This window comes from Ralstonia sp. 22086 (assembly GCF_052045975.1).
GTDB classification, from domain to species: Bacteria; Pseudomonadota; Gammaproteobacteria; order Burkholderiales; family Burkholderiaceae; genus Ralstonia; species Ralstonia wenshanensis.
In genome coordinates this window covers 1,611,028-1,629,537 of the sequence record NZ_JBQEPZ010000001.1, presented here as the reverse complement: position 1 = coordinate 1,629,537, position 18,510 = coordinate 1,611,028, and the positions used below count along the sequence as shown (strand labels likewise).

Here is an 18,510-nt window from a genome sequence, read left to right as displayed (position 1 = left end):
GAACGGGAGGGCATGTTTTGACTACAACCACCGTACAGGAGTACGACTACATCATCGTGGGTGCGGGCTCTGCCGGCTGTGTGCTGGCTGCGCGCCTGACCGAAGACCCCTACGTGACCGTGCTGCTGCTCGAGGCCGGCGGCCCCGACCACCGCTGGGATTTCCGCACGCAGATGCCGGCGGCGCTGGCGTATCCGCTGCAAGGCACCACGTACAACTGGGCCTACGAAACCGAGCCCGAGCCGCACATGAACAACCGCCGCATGGCGCAAGGCCGCGGCAAGGGGCTGGGCGGGTCGTCGCTCATCAATGGCATGTGTTTCATTCGCGGCAACGCGATGGACTATGAGCGCTGGGCGAGCGATTTCAACTTGGCCGACTGGACGTATGCCGACTGCCTGCCGTACTTCCGAAAATCGGAAACGTATGACAAGGGCGCCAACGACTGGCATGGAGATTCCGGTCCGCTGCAGGTCACCACGCCCAAGCAGGACAACAGCCTGCTGTTCCACGCCTTTATCGAAGCCGGTGAGCAAGCCGGCATTCCCGCCACGGACGACCTGAACGGCTATCGCCAGGAAGGCCTGGGCCCGATGGACCGCACCGTGACCGCCAAGGGCCGCCGTGCCAGCACATCGCTCTGCTACCTCGACGATGCACGCAAGCGATCCACGCTGACGGTGCTCCCGCGCGTGCTGGCCGATCGCGTGATCTTCGATGGCACGCGTGCCGTGGGCGTCGAGGCGCTGATGGACGGCAACCGCGAAACATGGCGTGCGCGCCGCGAGGTAATCGTCACCAGCGGCGCCATCGCTTCGCCGCAGTTGCTGCAGCGCTCAGGCGTGGGCCATGCGGACGAGCTGCGTGCGCTGGGCATCCACTCGGTCGCACATCTGCCCGGTGTAGGCGAGAACCTGCAGGACCACCTGGAGATGTACATCCAGTACGAGTGTTTGCGTCCGGTGTCCATCTACGAAAACACGCTCTGGTACAACAAGCCCAAGGTCGGGCTGGAGTGGTACATGCACGGCACCGGCCCCGGCGCCAGCAACCACTTCGAAGCGGGCGGGTTCATCCGCAGCGATGACAGCTTCGAATGGCCAAACATCCAGTACCACTTCCTGCCGCTGGCCGTGAACTACGACGGCAGCAACCCGGTGAAGATGCATGGGTTCCAGTGCCACGTGGGTTCGATGCGCTCGCCATCCAGAGGCTACGTGAAGCTCGCTTCGCGCGACCCGCGTGACAAGCCGCGCATCCTCTTCAACTACATGGCGCATGACGTGGATTGGCGTGAGTTTCGCGCTGGTGTGCGGATCACGCGCGACATCATCGCGCAGCGTGCGTTCGACCAATACCGCGGTCGCGAGATCAGCCCAGGCCCGAGCGTACAGACCGACGCCGAGATCGACGCCTTCGTACGGCAACACGCCGAGACCGCGCTGCATCCGTCCTGCACCTGCCAGATGGGTTCGGCAGACGATCCGATGGCCGTGGTCGACAACGAAGGCCGCGTGCATGGCTTGCAGGGACTGCGCGTGGTCGATGCCTCGATCATGCCGCGCATCGTCACCGGCAACCTGAATGCGCCGACGATCATGATCGCCGAGAAGATTGCCGACCGGATTCGCGGTGTGGCGCCGCTCGCGCGATCGGATGCGGCGTTCTATGTGCATGGCAAATCGCCGCTGCAGGCGCCGGCCAAACCGCTGGTCGCCAGTGAACTGGTGGTGGCCTGATGCGCTGGCGGAAAGTCGTGACGATGCTGGGTGGTGCGGCGGCGTGTGCTGCCCCGCTGCCCGCACTGGCGGATGATGTGCCGGCCGGCGAGGACAAGCGCTGGTCGGCCAATGCATCCGTTGTCTCGCAATATGTGTCGCGCGGCCTGCGCCAGACATGGGGAAAACCTGCCCTGCAAGCCGGCATCGATTACACCGCGCCGAGCGGCTTCTACGCCGGTGTGTTGGGTTCCCAAGTTAGCGACCACGTCATCGCAGGCGCGCATGCCGAGATCGATACCTACCTCGGCTATGCCACGACCGTTGCGCATGGCGTGGAATTGACCACCGGGCTCTACCGCTACTGGTATCCCGGTGCCCGCTACGACAAGGCCGCTGGCGGCGGCCCCGCCACCGGCTACGACTACACGGAATGGATGGTCGGCGCGGGCTGGCGCGGCGTGTCGGTCAAGTTATGGACGACGCTGTCGAACTACTTCGGCTTCGATGGCAATTCGCTGGCAGACGGCATCGATCGCGGCAGCCGCGGTTCCACCTACGCCGAAGCCAACTGGGCCGTGCCCTTGCCGAACAACTTCACGCTCGGACTGCACGTCGGCCACGAACACGTGCGTAACCACAGCGCATTCAGTTTTACCGACTACCGTATTGAACTCTCGCGGCCCATCAACAAGTTCTTGACGCTGTCTGCTGCTTTGACCGGCGCGGACGCACCTGCCTATGCCCATCAATTCTCAGCCCGCAACGGCACGGATCGCATGACGCTCGGCCGACGCACGGTCGCACTCAAGCTGACGGCGACGTACTGAGTGGCGGGCGACGGCGCTTTACCTGCAACCCTTTCTCCTCAACCTCTGCTTTCAAAGCACACACCATGGCCTCCCTGGGTTTTACCGACGTTGTCGGTCTGGTCGGCGTCGCCGCTTATGTTTCTGCGCACTTTGGCGTACAGGTCCTGCATAAGCCGCCGACCGGCGCATTTGCCGTTCGCCTCAACCTGCTTGGACCGATTTGCATCCTGATTTCGCTGATGGGGTCGTTCAATCTTGCGTCGTTTCTCACCCAGTTTTTCTGGCTGGCATTGACGCTGATGGGTTGGTGGCGCAATAAGCAGGCGGGGCGCCCGGTAGTGGAACCCGCTGGCGCGCCGCGCCCGGGACATCCAGCGCAGCAGTAGGTTCGCCGCTCACAGTCAAAACCGCGTCGACGTACGCGGTTTTCCTTGCATGGCAGCTAGAAAAAAGTTGTGTGAGTGTGACCCATGGATCTCTAGATAAATGGCAGGCTCTGATCAATTGTTGATTTATGAAGAACAGTCTTTTCTTCGATCTGACATTTATCCATAGAAGGCAACGATCTATTCTGATCACAAGCGCAACGAACTGAGCGCAACCGAATATCCAGACAGATCAGGAGCCCATCATGAACACCCGTCTCGCAACCGCCTTCTCCCGTAACGCTTTGCTGGCCCTGGTGGCCACGGTCTCGGCTTCCGCCGCTCTTCTGACAGCGCAGCCGGCCGCCGCTGCTGTCCAAAGCAGTGCCGATCCGTACACGCAAGGTGCTGTCGCCAAGGCTGATCCGTACACACAGGGCGCTGCCGGCAAGTACGACGTCTATACCCAAGGTGCCGACCGCCAAGCTGATACCTACGGCTACCTGTCGTGGAAGAACGATCGCTTCGACCCGTACACCCAAGGTGCCGTCGGCAAGGCTGACCCGTACACCGATGGTGCAATCGCCAAGGCCGATCCGTACACCGACGGCGCTGCTGCCAAGTACGACGTCTACACGCAGGGCGCCGATCGCCAGGCCGACACCTACGGCTATCTGTCGTGGAACGGCGATGCCTCGTATCCGAAGGACGCCGCTTCGCAAGCCTGATCGAGCCGCACCAAAGCAAAAGGGCCTTGGGTTTTACCCCAAGGCCCTTTTTGTTTCTGCAGCGTTCCGGCTTGGTCAGACCACGCCGGCTTCGTGTGCCTGCTGATCCGCGTGGTATGAACTGCGCACCATTGCACCAACCGCAGCGTGCGTGAAGCCCATCTCGTACGCCTTCTCTTCGAACATCTTGAAGGTGTCGGGGTGCACGTAGCGCAGCACCGGCAGATGGTGGCCCGACGGCGCCAGATACTGGCCGATGGTCAGCATATCGATGTCGTGCTCGCGCATGTCGCGCATGACTTCGAGGATTTCCTCATCGGTCTCGCCCAGGCCGACCATCAGGCCGGACTTGGTCGGCACGTTCGGGTTGCGGGCCTTGAAGTCCTTCAGCAGCTTGAGCGAGTGCGCGTAGTCCGCACCCGGGCGCGCCTGCTTGTACAGGCGGGGCACCGTTTCGAGGTTGTGGTTCATCACATCGGGTGGGCATTCCTGAAGGATGTCCAGCGCCTTCTCCAGGCGGCCGCGGAAGTCCGGCACCAGCACTTCAATGCGCGTGGCCGGCGACAAGGCCCGGGTGCGCGAAATGCAATCGACGTAATGCTGGGCGCCGCCGTCACGCAGGTCGTCGCGGTCGACGCTCGTGATGACGACGTAGTTGAGCTTGAGCTCGGCGATCGTCTTGGCCAGGTTTTCTGGCTCGTTCACGTCGAGCGGGTCCGGGCGGCCGTGTCCGACATCGCAGAACGGGCAGCGGCGCGTGCACTTGTCGCCCATGATCATGAACGTGGCCGTGCCCTTGCCGAAGCACTCGCCGATGTTCGGGCAACTCGCCTCTTCGCACACCGTCACGAGGTTGTTGGCGCGCAGGATGTCCTTGATTTCGTAGAAGCGCGAGTTGCCGGTGGCGGCGCGCACGCGAATCCAATCCGGCTTCTTGAGCTTCTCGGCCGGCACGATCTTGATGGGAATGCGTGCGGTCTTGTCGAGCGACTTCTGCTTGGCCGTGGCGTCGTACGGCTTGTTCGGCGGGGTGGCAGGGGTGGCGACTTCAGTGGCGCCGGCGGCGGAATCGGTCATCGTGTTCTCCGCACGGGCTTGCGGCTCGTGCATTTCCGGGCGCTAAGCGGTAGCGGCCTCGGCGGGGTGCGCTTGCGCGCGTTGCTGCAATTGGGCGACCAGCGCATTGGCCAGGTCGCGGGAAACGGTTTGCCAGTCGTTCGCATCGACGGCGCGTCCGGACGCATCGCGGGCGCCGGCGGTCACCATATCGACGGTTTCCAGGCCGGCATAGCCGCACGGGTTGATCTGCGTGAAGGGCGACAGGTCCATCGCCAGGTTCAGGCTCACGCCGTGGTAGCTGCAGCCGTTGCGGATCTTCAGGCCCAGCGCGGCGATCTTGGCGCCAGCATGCGGCCCGCCCGACAGGTAGATGCCGGGGGCGCCAGCCTTGCGTTCGGAGGCGACATTATACGTGGCGAGCGTCTCGATAACGGCCGCCTCAATGGCATCAACCAGCGCCTTCACGAACAGCCCGCGGCGGCGCAGATCCAGCAAAAGGTAAGCGACGACTTGGCCCGGGCCGTGGTAAGTGATCTGGCCGCCACGATCGACTTTCACCAGCGGGATGTTGCCGGGAGCCAACAGATGCGCCGGATCGCCCGCCAAGCCGAGCGTGAACACCGGAGGGTGTTCGACCAGCCAGATCGTGTCGGGTGTATCGGGGCCGCGCTGTGCGGTGAAGGTCTGCATTTCGTCGAAGCAGGTGGCGTAGTCCTGCAGGCCGCGCTCGACGATGTCAATCGGAATCATGCCCGCGAGTGTAGCGCAGGGCAGGTTCGGGCGCCCTGCGCCTTTGTCCGCTTCGCCTGCAGGGTTGAGCCAAAAAAGATGCCGACGCGATGGGAGGCATCGGCGCCGGCATCGGCTTTTGCGGTATCTGCCGCAAAAGGAGACTCAAAACAGATTGCGGACTCAGGCGGCCACGACGGGCGTCTCGGCGTGCTCGTTCCACCCAAGCGCGGCGAGCGTGTGGCGCCACCCGTTGGTCACGTGCCACGGCTTGCGCGGCATGTGGCCGTCAGTCGCTTCGACTGCCAGTGCCACGGGGCCGAGGGCTTTCGGGTCTACCGAGACGACGATTTCTTCACCGCGCTTCACGGCAACGCTGCCGCCTGCGTGCAGCCATTCGTCGCCGGCTTTGTTCTCATGTGTGACCCATACGTCGCGCCCGTAGGCTTCTTCGACGCGCAGATTCTGGTTGGCCGGCATGCGCAATGCCACCACTTCGCCGGGCTGCAGAGTGAATACAATTTTTGTTAGTACAGCTTTCATGATCGGCTCCTTCACGGCAGTGCGATGGGGCCTTGCCGTTGAAGGAAGTCTAGGCGCTTGGTTGCCTTGTACCAAACGATATATATTGCGTTTCTTGATAGTGCAGCTCACATAAAAACCCTGCAGCGCTACGAAAATCCGGAGGGAAAGATGACCGAAATCCGCGAACCGATGCGCTTGCCGTCACTTGGCGCGCTCCGGGTGTTCGAGGCGGCGGCCCGCTATGAGAGTTTTTCGCGTGCGGCAACGGAGTTGTTCGTTACGCACGGTGCCGTCAGCCATCAGATGCGCACCCTGGAAGACGAGTTGGGCGTGCCGCTGTTCGAGCGGCGCGGCAAGCGCGTCATGCTCACGCACGCGGGCCGCGCCTATGCCGATCGGGTGCGCGAGGCGCTCGACCAGATCGCCCAGGCCACGCACCAATTGCGCGCCGGCAACCGCGACAACCGCCTGGCCATCAGCACGATGCCGTCGTTTGCAGCGCGCTGGCTCACGCCGCATATCGGCACCTTCATCGAGCGCCATCCCGAGTTGGAGGTGGAGCTGTTCTCCAGCCCCGCGCTGGTCGACTTCGCGCGCGAAGAGGTGGACGTGGCGTTGCGCATGGGTTCGGGCAACTATCCGGGCCTGTACGTGGAAAAGCTGCTCGACGATGTGTTCTTCCCGATCTGCAGCCCTGCGTTCAACGGTGGACGTCTGCCACGCACGCTGGCCGAGATGGCGAGCATGACCCTGCTGCGCAGCGAAGGCGAGGCATGGAAGCCATGGTTCGATGCGGCCGGCGTGGAGGGCTTTGTGGAGCCGCGCGGCGGGCTGATGTTCCAGGATTCGTCATTGCTGCTGCAGGCCGCGGCAGCGGGGCAGGGGATTGCGCTGATCCGTCCGACGCTGGCCTTCAATGACCTGCTGACCGGCCGTGTGGTGCGCCTGTTCGAGACGACGATCCCGTGTCCGTGGAACTACTACTTCGTGTGCCCGCACAGCGCGCTGCAGACGCCCAAGATGCAGGCGTTCCGCACGTGGCTGCTGCCGGAGATTGCTGCGTTCAAGCTCAAGCTGGCGGGGCTGATGAACGACAACGCGGTCTGCCTGGGGCACGTGCCCAAGGGCTGAGGCCCGGGCATCAAAAAAACGCGCTGACACAGCAAAACGCCCCGGCATGACCGGGGCGTTTTGCATTCTGCCGGGTGGCGCAGAGGTGCGTTACAGCACGATTTTCACCATCGGATGGCTGGTCAGCGCCTGGTACAGCGCGTCCAGCTGTTCGCGGCTCGTCGCACGCACGATCACCGTCAAGCCCAGGTAGTTGCCGCTCGAAGACGGGCGTTTTTCCAGGCGCCCTTCGTGAAACTCCGGATCGTGCAGGCGGACGACCTCGACGATGGTCGCGGCAAAGTCCTCATGCATCGGCCCCATCACCTTGATGGGGAAATCGCTCGGGTACTCGATGAGCGACTGTTCGGGCGGAATGTGGCCCGGCGGGGGAGTGTGAGAGGAGGTCATGTCGAAGTAAGTGGGGGCGATTACTTCTTTTTAAACCACAGCTTGACCGCGTCGATCGTGCGGCCGACGAAGCCGGCTTCCGGCACCGCTTCCAGTGCCACGACCGGGAATTCCGACACCACGGTCGAGCCGTCCATCACCTTGACCGTGCCCAGTTGCTGGCCCTGGGCGATCGGGGCGATCAGCGGGTCCTTGCGCTCGAGCACCGGCTTCAGGCGTGCGCCTGCGCCCTTGGGCACGGTGATCCACTTGTCCTCCGACACACCCAGCTTCACGTTCTTGGCCTGGCCCTTGTACACGTCCGGCGTCTGCAGCGCTTCCTTGGCCTTGTACAGGCGCACGGTATCGAAGAACTGATAGCCGTAGTTCAGGACCTTCAGGCTCTCCTGTGTGCGGATCGCGTCGCTCTTGGTGCCGACGATGACGGACAGCAGGCGACGGTTGGCGCCCGGGACGTCCGGCAGCGGACGGTTGGCCGAGGTGACGAGGCAGTAGCCGGCCGATTTGGTGTGGCCCGTCTTGCCGCCGTCGACGGTCGGGTCAAGCCACAGCAGGCGGTTGCGGTTGGACTGCTTGATGTTGTTATAGGTGAAATCCTTCTGCGAGTAGAACTTGTAGTCCTGCGGGAAATCCTTGATCAGCGCCGATGTCAGGATCGAAAGATCACGTGCGGTGGAGTAGTGATTCGGATCGGGCAGGCCCGCGGCGTTCGCGAAATGCGTGTTCTTCATGCCGAGGCGCTCGGCTTCGCGATTCATCAGCATCACGAAGTTGGTCTCGGTGCCGCCCACGGCCTCGGCCAGCACCAGGGCCGCATCGTTGCCCGACTGGATGATCAGACCTTGCGTCAGCTCACGCACAGAGACGGGTTTGCCGGCCTGCAGGAACATGCGTGATTCGTCGGTCTTGACGGTGCGCACGGTCTCGGTGGGCGTGATCATCTGGTCGTACTTGAGCTTGCCGTCGCGCACGGCTTCGAAGACCAGGTAGGCCGTCATCAGCTTTGTGAGCGAGGCGGGCTCGATGCGTTCGTCCATGTTCGCGCCGCCGAGCACCTGGCCGCTCGTCACGTCGGTCAGCATCCACGAGCGGGCCGCCACTTGCGGGGCTGGCACCGGCTGCGCCATGGCGGGCAGGGCGGTGACCAGCACGGCGGCCGCCACAGCGGTTGCGGCGGCGGAATGGAGGGCGAGGGGCGTGAAATGGGCGAAGCGGGTCTGCATGTCGGGTCCTGCGGTCTGCTTGGAGTTCAAGGGCGCCGCCTGCCAGAAAAAACGGGGGGAGGCGCGGCGTCCGGAAAGTCAACGGGTGAGTGTTACGGTTTTGGCGCCCAGGCGCCGGTAATGAGCTGCCGGATCAAATGCAGCTTGCGGTGGAAGAAATGATCGGCGCCCGGGATGACGATCACGGGCAGTTCCTGAGGTCGCGCCCAGTTGAGCACGTCGATCAGCGGCACGGTGTCGTCCTGTTCGCCGTGGATGACGATGGTGTCTGCCGGCACCGGCGCGACATCCCAGCGGGAGGTGGCGGTGCCGACCAGCGCCAGGCGCTCGGCGGGCGTGCCGGCTTCGGCCAGGCGGCGAGCGACCTGCGACACGACAAAGCTGCCAAACGAGAAGCCGCCCAGCGCCAGCGGCAGCGTGGCCACGTCGGCGGACCATTCGGTTTGTGTACGCATCCAGTCGAGCACGGCGAGCATGTCGTCCTGCTCCCCGATACCGTTGTCGTGCGTGCCCTCGGTCTTGCCCACGCCGCGAAAGTTCAGGCGCACCGTCACATAGCCCAAGCCGACGAAGGTGCGAGCCAGCGTCTGCGCGACCTTGTTGTCCTTGGTGCCGCCGAACAGCGGATGCGGGTGGCCGATCAGCGCCAGGCCGCGCGGCGCGGTGTCCGGCTGGTCGATCGACAGGTCGATCTGCCCGACGGGGCCGGGAATCAGGCGTTCTTCGGTATGAACGTTCATGGAGAAGGGAAAAACAGGTGCAGTAAAGCCGGGCTCACGCGTTGGCGGGGCGGTCGACCATCAGCCGTTCGACCGGTTTGCCTTCAACCAGATGGCTCTGGATGATCTCGTCGATGTCTTCCTTGTCGACAAAGGTGTACCAGACGGCCTCGGGGTAGACCACCATGACGGGGCCGAGTTCGCAGCGGTCCAGGCAGCCGGCCTTGTTGATGCGCACGCGGCCTTCGCCGTTGATGCCGAGTTCCTTGCAGCGCTTCTTGGCGTATTCCTGCATGGCCTTGGCGCCAAAGTCGGCGCAGCAGCGCGAGCCGTCCTCGCGTTCGTTCAGGCAGAAGAAAACGTGGTGCTTGTAATGACTGCTCATGGGCGGACCGAGAAGACTGGGAGGGCTGTGTGACGGTGCGCGCGGCAGGATGCAAATGGCTTCCTGGCGTGGCGCACCCATGTGGATTTGCGTAACGAGCCGGCATTATACGGCCCCGATGCGCGCCTTTCTCCATGAGGGCGGTGCGATGGGACGGCGCCGTGCTGCATCGCAACATGTTTTCCGGATGTCTGGACACGCGCTGTGCGCGGATTCCGGGATTGACGACGGCTGAGGCGGGTGCCATCGTAGTCACACCAAGCTGGTACAAGGGCTGGCGGGCAGCCGGCCCTTGAAATTGACGTTGGCATAGCCCTTGCAATAAAGAGCGACCTGCTGCGGGAGGCGCCGGAAACATCGGCGTATCGAGGCAGGAGAGAGACCACACCAGGGCGGGTCGGACCGGGCGAGCAACTGAGCGCACGGCCGGTCTGTGACACTCGAGGAAGACATGAAAAAACCGTTCTATAAAATCCTGTACGTACAGGTGCTGGCGGCCATCGTCATCGGCGTTCTGCTAGGCCATTTTTCGCCCGCACTTGCCGTCAAGATGAAGCCGCTGGGCGATGGCTTCATCCAACTGATCAAGATGGTGATCGGGCCGATCATCTTCTGTACGGTCGTCTCCGGCATTGCCGGCATGCGTGACATGAAGAAGGTGGGCCGCGTTGGCGGCAAGGCGCTGATCTACTTTGAGGTCGTCTCGACCTTCGCACTGGTGATTGGCCTGGCTGCTGGCCACATCTTCAACCCGGGCGCGGGCTTCAACGTTGATGTGAACACCATCGACGCCAAGGCCGTTGCCCAGTACGCCGCCAAGGCGCATTCGGCCAGCACGGTCGACTTCCTGCTCAACATCATCCCGAGCACGGTGGTCGATGCCTTTGCCAAGGGCGACATCCTGCAGATCCTGCTGATCGCGCTGCTGTTTGGCGGTGCGCTGTCGGCCATCGGCGACCGCGCCCAGGTGGTGACGGACTTCATCGATCAGATCTCGCACGTGTTCTTCCGCATCGTGCACATCATCACGCGCGTGGCCCCGCTCGGTGCCTTTGGCGCCATGGCCTTCACCATCGGCAAGTACGGCGTGATCTCGCTGGTGCCGCTGCTGAAGCTGGTCGGTACGTTCTACCTGACGGCCATCATCTTCGTGGTGGTGGTGCTGGGCATCATTGCGCGGCTGGTCGGCTTCAACATCTTCCGCTTTGTGTCGTACATCAAGGAAGAACTGCTGATCGTGCTGGGTACCAGCTCGTCGGAATCGGCGCTGCCGCACCTGATGGAGAAGATGGAGAAGCTGGGCTGCTCGAAGTCGGTGGTGGGCCTCGTGGTTCCGACCGGTTACTCGTTCAACCTGGACGGCACCAACATCTACATGACGATGGCGGTGATCTTCATCTCGCAGGCGCTGAACATCGAGCTGACCTGGACGCAGCAACTGACCATCCTGGCCGTTGCCATGCTGACCTCGAAGGGCGCTTCGGGCATCACCGGCGCCGGCTTCATCACGCTGGCCGCAACGCTGGCCGTGGTGCCGGATATTCCGGTGGCGGGCATGGTGCTGATTCTCGGTATCGACCGCTTCATGAGCGAATGCCGTGCCCTGACCAACATCACCGGCAACGGCGTGGCCTGCGTGGTGATCTCGGCCTGGGAACGTGAACTGGATCGCGCCAAGCTGGCTCGCGTGCTGTCGGGCGACCGTAGCGATGAGCGCGTGCCGGCCACCCCGGCAGTTTGAGCGATCCAATCCGGCTGGCGCCTGCGGGCGCCGGCTACTGAAAGCGCAAAGCGTATGATTGCGGGGCCAGTCCTTCCAGACGGCCCCGCTTCTTTTTTGGAATGCACCTCGTGAAGCACCTCGGCGACATGCCGACTTCAGGCATGGCTTTGGAAGGCACGGCAACACTCTCTGCCGCCGACCTCCAGCCGATGTCCGATCCCGATTTCTCCTTCACCAGCGCCTCCGGCTCGCGACGCGGCTTCTGGTGGCTGGTGGCGCTCGGGCTCGTGGTGGTGATGGCCGTGGTGTGCGCGACCACGTTTGTGGTGGCGTGGAACCGGGGCCTCGCGCAGGCCCAGCAGGCCGCCGGTGGGCGGGTCGATCGCTATGCGGCCAACCTCAAGAGCACGCTCGACCGCTACGAATACCTGCCAGCGCTGGTGGCGCTGCATCCGTTCATCCACGATCTGCTCGCCAATCCGACGCCTGCCAATGTCGACCGCGCGAACCGCTATCTGCGCGAAGTCAACGATCGGGCGCACGCCACTGCGACCTACGTGATCTCCCCCAGCGGCAAGGCGCTGGCCGCATCCAACTACAACCAGCCTGACAGCTTCGTCGGCGCTGAATATCTGTTTCGGCCGTATTTCCAGCAGGCGGCGGAAGGCCACGTCGGGCGCTTTTACGGCATTGGCATCACGCGAGAAGAGCCCGGCTATTACATCTCGCAGCCCGTCATGCAGGACGGCCGCGTGATCGGCGTGACGGTCGTCAAGCTCAACCTCGAATGGTTCGGCCGCGCCAGCCACGACGCGTCGGAACCCGTGATGGTGGCGGACGAGAACGGCGTGATCTTCCTGTCCTCCGTGCCGGCGTGGCAGTACCGTACGGTCGAACCCCTCACGTCGAAACTGCAGGCGCAGTTGGAAGCGACGCGCCAGTATTACCGCAAGCAGATCACGCCACTGCCGCTGCAACCCGAGGCGCCGGCCTTCCTGCGATTGACCGGACGCTTGCCGGAAGGCGCAGAACTGATTCGCGTTGGCGGGCGTACGAACGCCACGCGCTACCTGCAGGTTTCGCGCGACCTGGTCGAGCCCGACTGGACGCTGATGTACCTCACGCCCGTGGACCCGGTGATGAGCGCCGCGCGTAGCGCGACCGTGGCGGCGGCGTTTGCCTTTGCGTTTGCGTGTTTGCTGCTGTTCTATTGGCGCCAGCGCCGGCTGCGCATGATGGAGATGCTGCGTAGCCGCCGCCTGCTCGAAGCCGCATATGACCAGCTCGAACGCCGTGTGGAAGACCGCACGGCCGACCTGATGGCCACCAACGAACAACTGCAACACGAGATCGTCGATCGCACCCGCGCCGAGGCCGAACTCCGCGCCACGCAGGACGAACTCGTGCAGGCCAGCAAGCTCGCCGCCTTGGGCCAGATGGCCGCCGGCATCACGCACGAACTCAACCAGCCGCTGGCCGCGCTGCGCACGTTCTCCGACAACACGCGCATCCTGCTTGAGCGCGGCCAGCACGGCGCCGCCACGGACAACCTGCAGGCGATTGCTGACCTGACCGAGCGCATGGGCAAGATCACCGCGCAGCTCAAGCTGTTTGCGGGGCGCTCGCGGCGCAAGGTGGTGGATGTGCAGGTGCGCGTGGCGCTCGATCACACGCTCGCGCTGCTGCGTCCGCGCCTGGGCGACGTGGCACTCGAACTGCACTGGCATATCCCCGAAGCAGATGCCGTCGTTCGCGCGGATGAACTGAAGCTGGAGCAAGTGCTGATCAACCTGATTGGCAACGCGCTCGATGCGATCAACGCCAATGAACCCGCGCGCGCCGGACGCATCGACATCAACATCGGCCTCGCCGAGGGCGCGGCGTCGCAGTCGAACCAACTGACCATCGCCGTGCGCGACAACGGCCCGGGCATTCCGCCCGACGCCATGCCGCACCTGTTCGAGCCGTTCTTCACCACCAAGGAGATCGGCCAGGGGCTCGGCCTTGGGCTGGCGATCTCCACCAGCATCGCGCGCGATTTTGGCGGCTCCCTATCGGCCGCGAACATGCCCGGCGGCGGCGCGCAGTTTACGCTGACGCTGGTACGCGCCGACGTCTCCTCCGCGGCGTCCACCTGATCCGTTTTCCATACAGATACGAACCATGTCCGAAGGCTTGAACGTTCTCTTCATCGAAGACGACCCGCCTGTGCGCCAGGCGACCGCGCAGAGCCTGGAACTGGCCGGCTTCAACGTGCAGGCGTTTGGCAGCGCCGAAGAGGCCGTCGGCAAGATCGACGCGAATTTCCCGGGTGTGGTCGTGAGCGACCTGCGCTTGCCCGGCGCAAGCGGCCTGGACGTGCTCGCGCACTGCCAGTCGTTCGGCACGGGGATTCCCGTGGTGCTCGTCACCGGCCACGGCGACATCACGATGGCCGTGCAGGCGATGCGCGAAGGCGCGTTCGATTTCATCGAGAAGCCGTTTCCCGCCGAACGTCTGACCGAAACCGTGCGCCGCGCCGTCGAGCGCCGCGCGCTGGAGCTTGAAAACCGCGCACTGCGCCGTGAACTGGCCGGCCCGGCCGCGGGCACGCGCATCATCGGGCGCTCGCCTGCGATGGGCGCTGTGCGCGCGCTGATCGAGAACGTCGCGACCACCGATGCGCCGGTGCTCATCAACGGCGAGACGGGCACGGGCAAGGAGCTGGTCGCGCGCAGTCTGCACATGCTCTCGCCGCGTCATGACAAGCCGTTCATTGCGCTGAACTGCGGCGCCGTGCCCGAACAGATTTTCGAGAGCGAGATGTTCGGCCACGAAGCCGGTGCCTTCACCGGTGCCGGCAAGCGGCGCATCGGCAAGCTCGAGCATGCCTCGGGCGGCACGCTGTTCCTCGACGAGATCGAGAGCATGCCGATCGCGCTGCAGGTCAAGCTGCTGCGCGTGCTGCAGGAGGGCGCGCTGGAGCGGCTGGGCTCGAATGCCTCGGTGCGCATCGACGTGCGGATTGTTGCGGCCGCCAAGGGCGATATGGAAGCGCTGATTGAAGCGGGTGGTTTCCGGCGCGATCTGTACTATCGCCTGAACGTTGTCGTCATCGATTTGCCCCCGCTGCGTGAACGCCGCGAAGATATCATCCCGCTGTTCGAACATTTCCTGCTCGAGGCCGCCGTGCGCTATCAGCGCCCGCTGCCGATGCTGGCTGAGCGCCAGCGGCACGAGCTGATGCAATCGAACTGGCCCGGCAACGTGCGCGAACTGCGCAACGCGGCCGATCGTCTTGTGCTGGGCGTCGGCCGCACGCCGGTCGTGCCGGATGCATCGGAAGACGGCATGCCGCTCAAGGAGCGCGTCGAACGCTACGAGCGCACCGTCATTGCCGAAACGCTGGCGCGCACGGGCGGTTCGGTGCACCAGGCGGCGGATATTCTGCAGGTTGGCCGTGCGACGCTGTATGACAAGATCAAGCGATACGGCCTTTGACTTGGCACGCCCGCAAGCAACAACGCCCGGCATCGACCGGGCGTTTTCTTCTCGCGCTCAGCCAAGAATCGGATGCGCATCGGCCACCGGATATCCGCGGTCGTCCGTCGGAATTCGCTGCGTCTGAAAGGCGATCAGCAGTGCCTGAAACTTGCCGTCGATTTCCACGATGACAGCACCGTCTTGCTGTGTGCCGTTCTCGCGCGAATGGTCCTTCACACCCGGCGTATGCACGACCGGGTTGCCCTGGTTCATGTGGGTTTCGTGCAGGCCGTTGTGCTGCGGCTCGAACAGGAAGCCAAAGCCGTAAACCATCACGTCGGTGCGCGGTGGCCAGCCTTTGCGGTCGTCGTCGCCCGAGCTCCCGTGGTAGATGTAATCGATCGGCGTGGCGGTGCGGTCCAGCATCAGCATGTCGTCAACGAGCGCGTTGATGTCGTTGCGCTCGGTCTCGGTATCCAGCGCGATTGGCCGCATGTTCGGAAAGTCGACCAGCCCGGCGTCGCGCACGTAGTCCAGGCGCGGGAAGCCGTTCTCGTGCAGCCCGGGGGCCAGCGCAGCCAGGTCGGCGATGATGGGCAACTGCAGATCGGCCGTCCACTGATACAGCACGTGATAACCGGCGGCCCCGGCGCCCGGCATGCTCGAGTCGGACTTCACGTTGGCAAGCACCACGAACTCCGAGCCATCCGGTGCTTCTACCACGATCGCGTAATGCGGATTACCGTTGTAGCCCTCCAGATACGGCACGCCGAATTTCAGCTTGCCCTTGAACATGCAGTAGTGATTGGCCATGCGCACTCCATCGAACCAGACATTGACGGACCGCCATTGCAGCAGGCCCGCGTGAACCTAGTGTGGAACCTGTGTCGCCCGAAAACAAAAACGCCCGGCATCAACCGGGCGTTTCGTTTGGATCGGGGATGGCGCGCTCAGGCCTGCTTGCCCAGCGTCTGCTTGAGCAGCGCGTCGAACGACGACCATTCCGGTTCGCCCACGTAGCGCTTGAGGATGCGGCCATCGCGGTCGACCAGGAACGTGGTCGGCGTGAGCTGCACGTCGCCGAAGGCCTTGGCGGCGGAGCCGTCGGCGTCCATTGCGACCTTGAAGGGCAACTGGCGCGTCTGACTGAAGTTCATCACATACATCGGCGCGTCGTAGTTCATCGCCACGGCCACGTATTCCAGACCTTCGCCCTTGTACTTGTTGTACGTCTGGATCATGTTGGGCATTTCCTTGATGCACGTAGCGCAGCTCGTGGCCCAGAAGTTGACGAGATAGACCTTGCCCTTCAGGTCTTGCGTCGAAAGCTTTTTCCCATCCAGCAGCGTGAAGGTGGCGGCGGGCACCTGCTGCGACGGCGAGAACGCACGCCAGCCGAACCAGCCGGCCACTGCCAGCACCAGCACGATCACGGGGAGCAACCAACGGCGACCGCCTGACGTGGCGGGAGCTGGCGCTGTGGTTGCGGAGGAAGTCAGGGTCGAGGCCATGGCGGCAACGGGTCCGGAAGGAAAATCAAGCATCTATTGTAGGCCCGCCGTGCCAGCGCCGCATGTCGGCCGCGACAATCCGTCCGCAATGGGATTCTTGCATCACTTTTCCTCGGTGAGGGCCGCTTCGTATAAGGCAAGGTCCGTTGAAGAAAAGCAGCAAAAGGTGATCACGTCCAGACCGGTGCCGTGTTCTCGCGCGGCGCGTACGGCAATCGGTGCCGCCAATTGCGGCGGGAAGCCGTACACGCCGGTGCTGATGCACGGGAATGCGATGCTGCGTACGTCGTGCCTGCGCGCCAGTTCCAGGCTGTTGCGGTAGCACGCGGCCAGCAATCCCGCCTCGTCTTGCTGGCCGCCGCGCCAGATGGGCCCGACGGTGTGGATGACGTAGCGGGCGGGCAGCCGAAAACCAGGCGTGAGCTTCGCTTCACCGGTGCGGCAACCGTGGAGCGCGCGGCATGCCTCCAGCAGTTCCGGTCCGGCCGCGCGATGGATAGCGCCGTCCACGCCGCCTCCGCCGAGCAGCGAGCTATTCGCCGCATTGACGACGGCATCGCAGTCAAGCGAGGTGATGTCGGCGCGCAGGGCACGCAGGGCGACGAGCGGGGTTGGCATGGCGGGTCCTTCGCGGAGGAGGCTGGTCACTCTGTCCGATAATAGGCGGCTTGGAGCTGGACAAAAAACCTACAGGAGGCGACGTGGCAGTCACAGCAGGGGCAGGCTGGCGGATCGGGTTGGGCGCGGTGGCCTGTGCGCTGCTGATGGCCTGTTCGCCCAAGTACGACTGGCGCACGGTTCATTCCAACGAAGGGGCCTACGCCGTGGATTACCCCGCCAAGCCCACCGCAGAAGCCAGGCCCATCGCCATCAACGGCCAGCGCATGCCGATGACGATGCAGGCCGCCAGCGTTGACGGCACGCTGTTCGCCGTCGGCGTGGTGGAACTGCCCGCGGATGACCCGGTCTGGCGCCAGCGCGCGGTGGAAGCGCTGCGCAATGGCATGTCCGCCAATCTGAAGGGCCGTGTGACCGAGCGCGACATCGCCGTGCAGACCGCCGCACAGCCGCCGTTGTCATTGCCGGCGGTGGAATTGATCGCCCAGGGGGCGGGCGGGGACGATCCCGCGCCGCGCCGGCTGACCGCGCGCGTAGTCGCGACGGGCAAGCGCGCATACCAAGCTGTCGTGCTGGAATCGGGTGATGCCGCACGCGATGCCCGCCAGCAGGAACAGGTCGACCAGTTTCTCTCCAGCTTCCATCCGTACTAGATCCTGGGCGCGCCCGAGCGAACTCGCCGCAGCCGGTGCACAATCGGCGTCTTCCGCTTTACCGCAACACAATTCACGACATCACGGGGAACCATCATGACGTTGCAAGTCTGGCTGGCTTTTTTTCTGGCCGCCTGGGTGATCGCCATCTCGCCGGGGTCGGGCGCCATCCTGTGCATGAGCCACGGCCTGACGCATGGGGTGCGCCGGACGTCGGTCACGATTGCGGGACTGGAACTGGGCATTGTGGTGATTCTGTTCATTGCGGGGGCCGGGCTGGGCGCGCTGCTGATTGCTTCGGAGCACGCCTTTACGGCCATCAAGATCATCGGCGCGATGTACCTGATCTATCTGGGCATCGTGCAATGGCGCACGCCCATTCAGATCGCCAAGCCGGCTGACGGCGAGCCCGTGAAGGTTTCGGGCAGTGGCGCGCGCCGCCGCTTCCTGGTGGGACTGCTGACCAACCTGACGAACCCGAAGGGCATTCTGTTCATGGTGGCCGTGCTGCCGCAGTTCATCGATCCGGCCAAGCCGCTGCTTTGGCAGCTCGGCATCCTGGCGGCGACGATGGTGTTCGTCGACCTGATTGTCATGCACGGTTATGCGCTGCTTGCCTCGCGAGCACAGCGACTGTTCCGCAATCCGCGCGCGCTGCGTTGGCAGAGCCGTTTCTTCGGCGGCATGCTGATGAGCATTGGCGCAGCGCTGTTTTTCGTGAAGCGGCAGACTGCCTGAGTTTCAAACGCCGCCCCCGGG

At 64.0% G+C, this 18,510-nt stretch carries 20 protein-coding genes; 10 read left to right on the top strand and 10 right to left on the bottom strand.

Translation table 11 applies throughout. The features are described 5' to 3' along the window. Positions 1–17: 17 nt before the first annotated feature. The 4 genes from betA to ACTJK6_RS07660 all read left to right on the top strand — a co-directional run bounded on the left by betA (position 18) and on the right by ACTJK6_RS07660 (position 3,623). Complete coding sequence (gene betA, locus ACTJK6_RS07675) at positions 18–1,739, top strand: choline dehydrogenase (RefSeq protein ID WP_440838643.1); 1,722 nt, start codon at positions 18–20, stop codon at positions 1,737–1,739. After that, positions 1,739–2,548: a TorF family putative porin gene (locus ACTJK6_RS07670; RefSeq protein WP_440838642.1), complete on the top strand. Its 810-nt coding sequence runs from the start codon at positions 1,739–1,741 to the stop codon at positions 2,546–2,548. The genes betA and ACTJK6_RS07670 overlap by 1 nt, the downstream gene beginning before the upstream one ends. 65 nt (positions 2,549–2,613) lie before the next feature. Further along, entirely contained in the window at positions 2,614–2,916 is a 303-nt protein-coding gene (locus ACTJK6_RS07665) for a CBU_0592 family membrane protein (RefSeq protein WP_232041789.1), read from the top strand. 245 nt (positions 2,917–3,161) lie between these two features. Further along, a complete protein-coding gene (locus ACTJK6_RS07660) occupies positions 3,162–3,623 on the top strand; it encodes a hypothetical protein (protein WP_440475517.1) in 462 nt (153 codons plus the stop codon). A 75-nt stretch (positions 3,624–3,698) separates the two neighbouring features. Here the strand turns inward: ACTJK6_RS07660 and lipA are convergent, their stop codons facing one another. The 3 genes from lipA to ACTJK6_RS07645 form a co-directional block, all read right to left on the bottom strand. Then, entirely contained in the window at positions 3,699–4,700 is a 1,002-nt protein-coding gene (gene lipA, locus ACTJK6_RS07655) for a lipoyl synthase (protein WP_414560118.1), read from the bottom strand. 42 nt (positions 4,701–4,742) lie between these two features. Beyond that, on the bottom strand, positions 4,743–5,432 hold the full coding sequence (gene lipB, locus ACTJK6_RS07650; RefSeq protein ID WP_232041791.1) for a lipoyl(octanoyl) transferase LipB: 690 nt from the start codon (positions 5,430–5,432) through the stop codon (positions 4,743–4,745). Between the two features lie 162 nt (positions 5,433–5,594). Next, on the bottom strand, positions 5,595–5,954 hold the full coding sequence (locus ACTJK6_RS07645; protein ID WP_322017203.1) for a DUF2917 domain-containing protein: 360 nt from the start codon (positions 5,952–5,954) through the stop codon (positions 5,595–5,597). 150 nt (positions 5,955–6,104) lie between these two features. Between ACTJK6_RS07645 and ACTJK6_RS07640 the strand changes: the two genes are divergently transcribed. Beyond that, complete coding sequence (locus ACTJK6_RS07640; RefSeq protein WP_232041793.1) at positions 6,105–7,067, top strand: transcriptional regulator GcvA; 963 nt, start codon at positions 6,105–6,107, stop codon at positions 7,065–7,067. A 90-nt stretch (positions 7,068–7,157) separates the two neighbouring features. Here ACTJK6_RS07640 and ACTJK6_RS07635 read toward each other — a convergent pair whose 3' ends face one another. The 4 genes from ACTJK6_RS07635 to ACTJK6_RS07620 form a co-directional block, all read right to left on the bottom strand. Continuing rightward, a complete protein-coding gene (locus ACTJK6_RS07635) occupies positions 7,158–7,457 on the bottom strand; it encodes a DUF493 family protein (protein WP_232041794.1) in 300 nt (99 codons plus the stop codon). Between the two features lie 20 nt (positions 7,458–7,477). Beyond that, positions 7,478–8,680: a D-alanyl-D-alanine carboxypeptidase family protein gene (locus tag ACTJK6_RS07630; protein ID WP_433866166.1), complete on the bottom strand. Its 1,203-nt coding sequence runs from the start codon at positions 8,678–8,680 to the stop codon at positions 7,478–7,480. A gap of 92 nt (positions 8,681–8,772) precedes the next feature. Then, positions 8,773–9,420: an alpha/beta hydrolase gene (locus ACTJK6_RS07625; protein ID WP_232041796.1), complete on the bottom strand. Its 648-nt coding sequence runs from the start codon at positions 9,418–9,420 to the stop codon at positions 8,773–8,775. Positions 9,421–9,454: 34 nt separating this feature from the next. Further along, positions 9,455–9,784 carry a (2Fe-2S) ferredoxin domain-containing protein gene (locus ACTJK6_RS07620; RefSeq protein ID WP_045202559.1) on the bottom strand — a complete coding sequence of 110 codons (330 nt, stop codon included), beginning with the start codon at positions 9,782–9,784 and terminating at the stop codon, positions 9,455–9,457. Between the two features lie 451 nt (positions 9,785–10,235). On the opposite strand from ACTJK6_RS07620, the gene ACTJK6_RS07615 reads away from it, so the two are divergent. From ACTJK6_RS07615 to ACTJK6_RS07605, 3 genes are all read left to right on the top strand, one after another. After that, entirely contained in the window at positions 10,236–11,525 is a 1,290-nt protein-coding gene (locus ACTJK6_RS07615; protein ID WP_232041797.1) for a dicarboxylate/amino acid:cation symporter, read from the top strand. A gap of 101 nt (positions 11,526–11,626) precedes the next feature. After that, a complete protein-coding gene (locus ACTJK6_RS07610) occupies positions 11,627–13,645 on the top strand; it encodes a sensor histidine kinase (RefSeq protein ID WP_433866168.1) in 2,019 nt (672 codons plus the stop codon). A 25-nt stretch (positions 13,646–13,670) separates the two neighbouring features. Then, the gene (locus tag ACTJK6_RS07605; protein ID WP_232041799.1) at positions 13,671–14,987 is read left to right on the top strand and encodes a sigma-54-dependent transcriptional regulator; all 1,317 of its coding nucleotides are present in this window, start codon (positions 13,671–13,673) and stop codon (positions 14,985–14,987) included. Between the two features lie 57 nt (positions 14,988–15,044). Here ACTJK6_RS07605 and ACTJK6_RS07600 read toward each other — a convergent pair whose 3' ends face one another. The 3 genes from ACTJK6_RS07600 to ACTJK6_RS07590 all read right to left on the bottom strand — a co-directional run bounded on the left by ACTJK6_RS07600 (position 15,045) and on the right by ACTJK6_RS07590 (position 17,098). Then, the gene (locus ACTJK6_RS07600; RefSeq protein ID WP_232041800.1) at positions 15,045–15,782 is read right to left on the bottom strand and encodes a DUF2278 family protein; all 738 of its coding nucleotides are present in this window, start codon (positions 15,780–15,782) and stop codon (positions 15,045–15,047) included. A gap of 137 nt (positions 15,783–15,919) precedes the next feature. Continuing rightward, positions 15,920–16,480 carry a TlpA family protein disulfide reductase gene (locus ACTJK6_RS07595; RefSeq protein ID WP_440838641.1) on the bottom strand — a complete coding sequence of 187 codons (561 nt, stop codon included), beginning with the start codon at positions 16,478–16,480 and terminating at the stop codon, positions 15,920–15,922. A 102-nt stretch (positions 16,481–16,582) separates the two neighbouring features. Next, positions 16,583–17,098: an O-acetyl-ADP-ribose deacetylase gene (locus ACTJK6_RS07590; protein ID WP_414560122.1), complete on the bottom strand. Its 516-nt coding sequence runs from the start codon at positions 17,096–17,098 to the stop codon at positions 16,583–16,585. A gap of 83 nt (positions 17,099–17,181) precedes the next feature. On the opposite strand from ACTJK6_RS07590, the gene ACTJK6_RS07585 reads away from it, so the two are divergent. Beyond that, the gene (locus tag ACTJK6_RS07585; RefSeq protein ID WP_440838640.1) at positions 17,182–17,751 is read left to right on the top strand and encodes a hypothetical protein; all 570 of its coding nucleotides are present in this window, start codon (positions 17,182–17,184) and stop codon (positions 17,749–17,751) included. 96 nt (positions 17,752–17,847) lie between these two features. Then, positions 17,848–18,489, top strand: a complete 642-nt coding sequence (locus ACTJK6_RS07580; RefSeq protein WP_232041804.1) for a LysE family transporter — start codon at positions 17,848–17,850, stop codon at positions 18,487–18,489. Positions 18,490–18,510 lie beyond the last annotated feature (21 nt).

What these genes read in the sequence shown, in the direction of transcription:
- ACTJK6_RS07670 (WP_440838642.1), top strand. Translation starts at nt 1,739, where the DNA reads ATGCGCTGGCGGAAAGTCGTGACGATGCTGGGTGGTGCGGCGGCGTGT.
- ACTJK6_RS07665 (WP_232041789.1), top strand. Translation starts at nt 2,614, where the DNA reads ATGGCCTCCCTGGGTTTTACCGACGTTGTCGGTCTGGTCGGCGTCGCC.
- ACTJK6_RS07660 (WP_440475517.1), top strand. Translation starts at nt 3,162, where the DNA reads ATGAACACCCGTCTCGCAACCGCCTTCTCCCGTAACGCTTTGCTGGCC.
- lipA (WP_414560118.1), bottom strand. Translation starts at nt 4,700, where the DNA reads ATGACCGATTCCGCCGCCGGCGCCACTGAAGTCGCCACCCCTGCCACC.
- lipB (WP_232041791.1), bottom strand. Translation starts at nt 5,432, where the DNA reads ATGATTCCGATTGACATCGTCGAGCGCGGCCTGCAGGACTACGCCACC.
- ACTJK6_RS07645 (WP_322017203.1), bottom strand. Translation starts at nt 5,954, where the DNA reads ATGAAAGCTGTACTAACAAAAATTGTATTCACTCTGCAGCCCGGCGAA.
- ACTJK6_RS07640 (WP_232041793.1), top strand. Translation starts at nt 6,105, where the DNA reads ATGACCGAAATCCGCGAACCGATGCGCTTGCCGTCACTTGGCGCGCTC.
- ACTJK6_RS07635 (WP_232041794.1), bottom strand. Translation starts at nt 7,457, where the DNA reads ATGACCTCCTCTCACACTCCCCCGCCGGGCCACATTCCGCCCGAACAG.
- ACTJK6_RS07630 (WP_433866166.1), bottom strand. Translation starts at nt 8,680, where the DNA reads ATGCAGACCCGCTTCGCCCATTTCACGCCCCTCGCCCTCCATTCCGCC.
- ACTJK6_RS07625 (WP_232041796.1), bottom strand. Translation starts at nt 9,420, where the DNA reads ATGAACGTTCATACCGAAGAACGCCTGATTCCCGGCCCCGTCGGGCAG.
- ACTJK6_RS07620 (WP_045202559.1), bottom strand. Translation starts at nt 9,784, where the DNA reads ATGAGCAGTCATTACAAGCACCACGTTTTCTTCTGCCTGAACGAACGC.
- ACTJK6_RS07615 (WP_232041797.1), top strand. Translation starts at nt 10,236, where the DNA reads ATGAAAAAACCGTTCTATAAAATCCTGTACGTACAGGTGCTGGCGGCC.
- ACTJK6_RS07610 (WP_433866168.1), top strand. Translation starts at nt 11,627, where the DNA reads ATGCACCTCGTGAAGCACCTCGGCGACATGCCGACTTCAGGCATGGCT.
- ACTJK6_RS07605 (WP_232041799.1), top strand. Translation starts at nt 13,671, where the DNA reads ATGTCCGAAGGCTTGAACGTTCTCTTCATCGAAGACGACCCGCCTGTG.
- ACTJK6_RS07600 (WP_232041800.1), bottom strand. Translation starts at nt 15,782, where the DNA reads ATGGCCAATCACTACTGCATGTTCAAGGGCAAGCTGAAATTCGGCGTG.
- ACTJK6_RS07595 (WP_440838641.1), bottom strand. Translation starts at nt 16,480, where the DNA reads ATGGCCTCGACCCTGACTTCCTCCGCAACCACAGCGCCAGCTCCCGCC.
- ACTJK6_RS07590 (WP_414560122.1), bottom strand. Translation starts at nt 17,098, where the DNA reads ATGCCAACCCCGCTCGTCGCCCTGCGTGCCCTGCGCGCCGACATCACC.
- ACTJK6_RS07580 (WP_232041804.1), top strand. Translation starts at nt 17,848, where the DNA reads ATGACGTTGCAAGTCTGGCTGGCTTTTTTTCTGGCCGCCTGGGTGATC.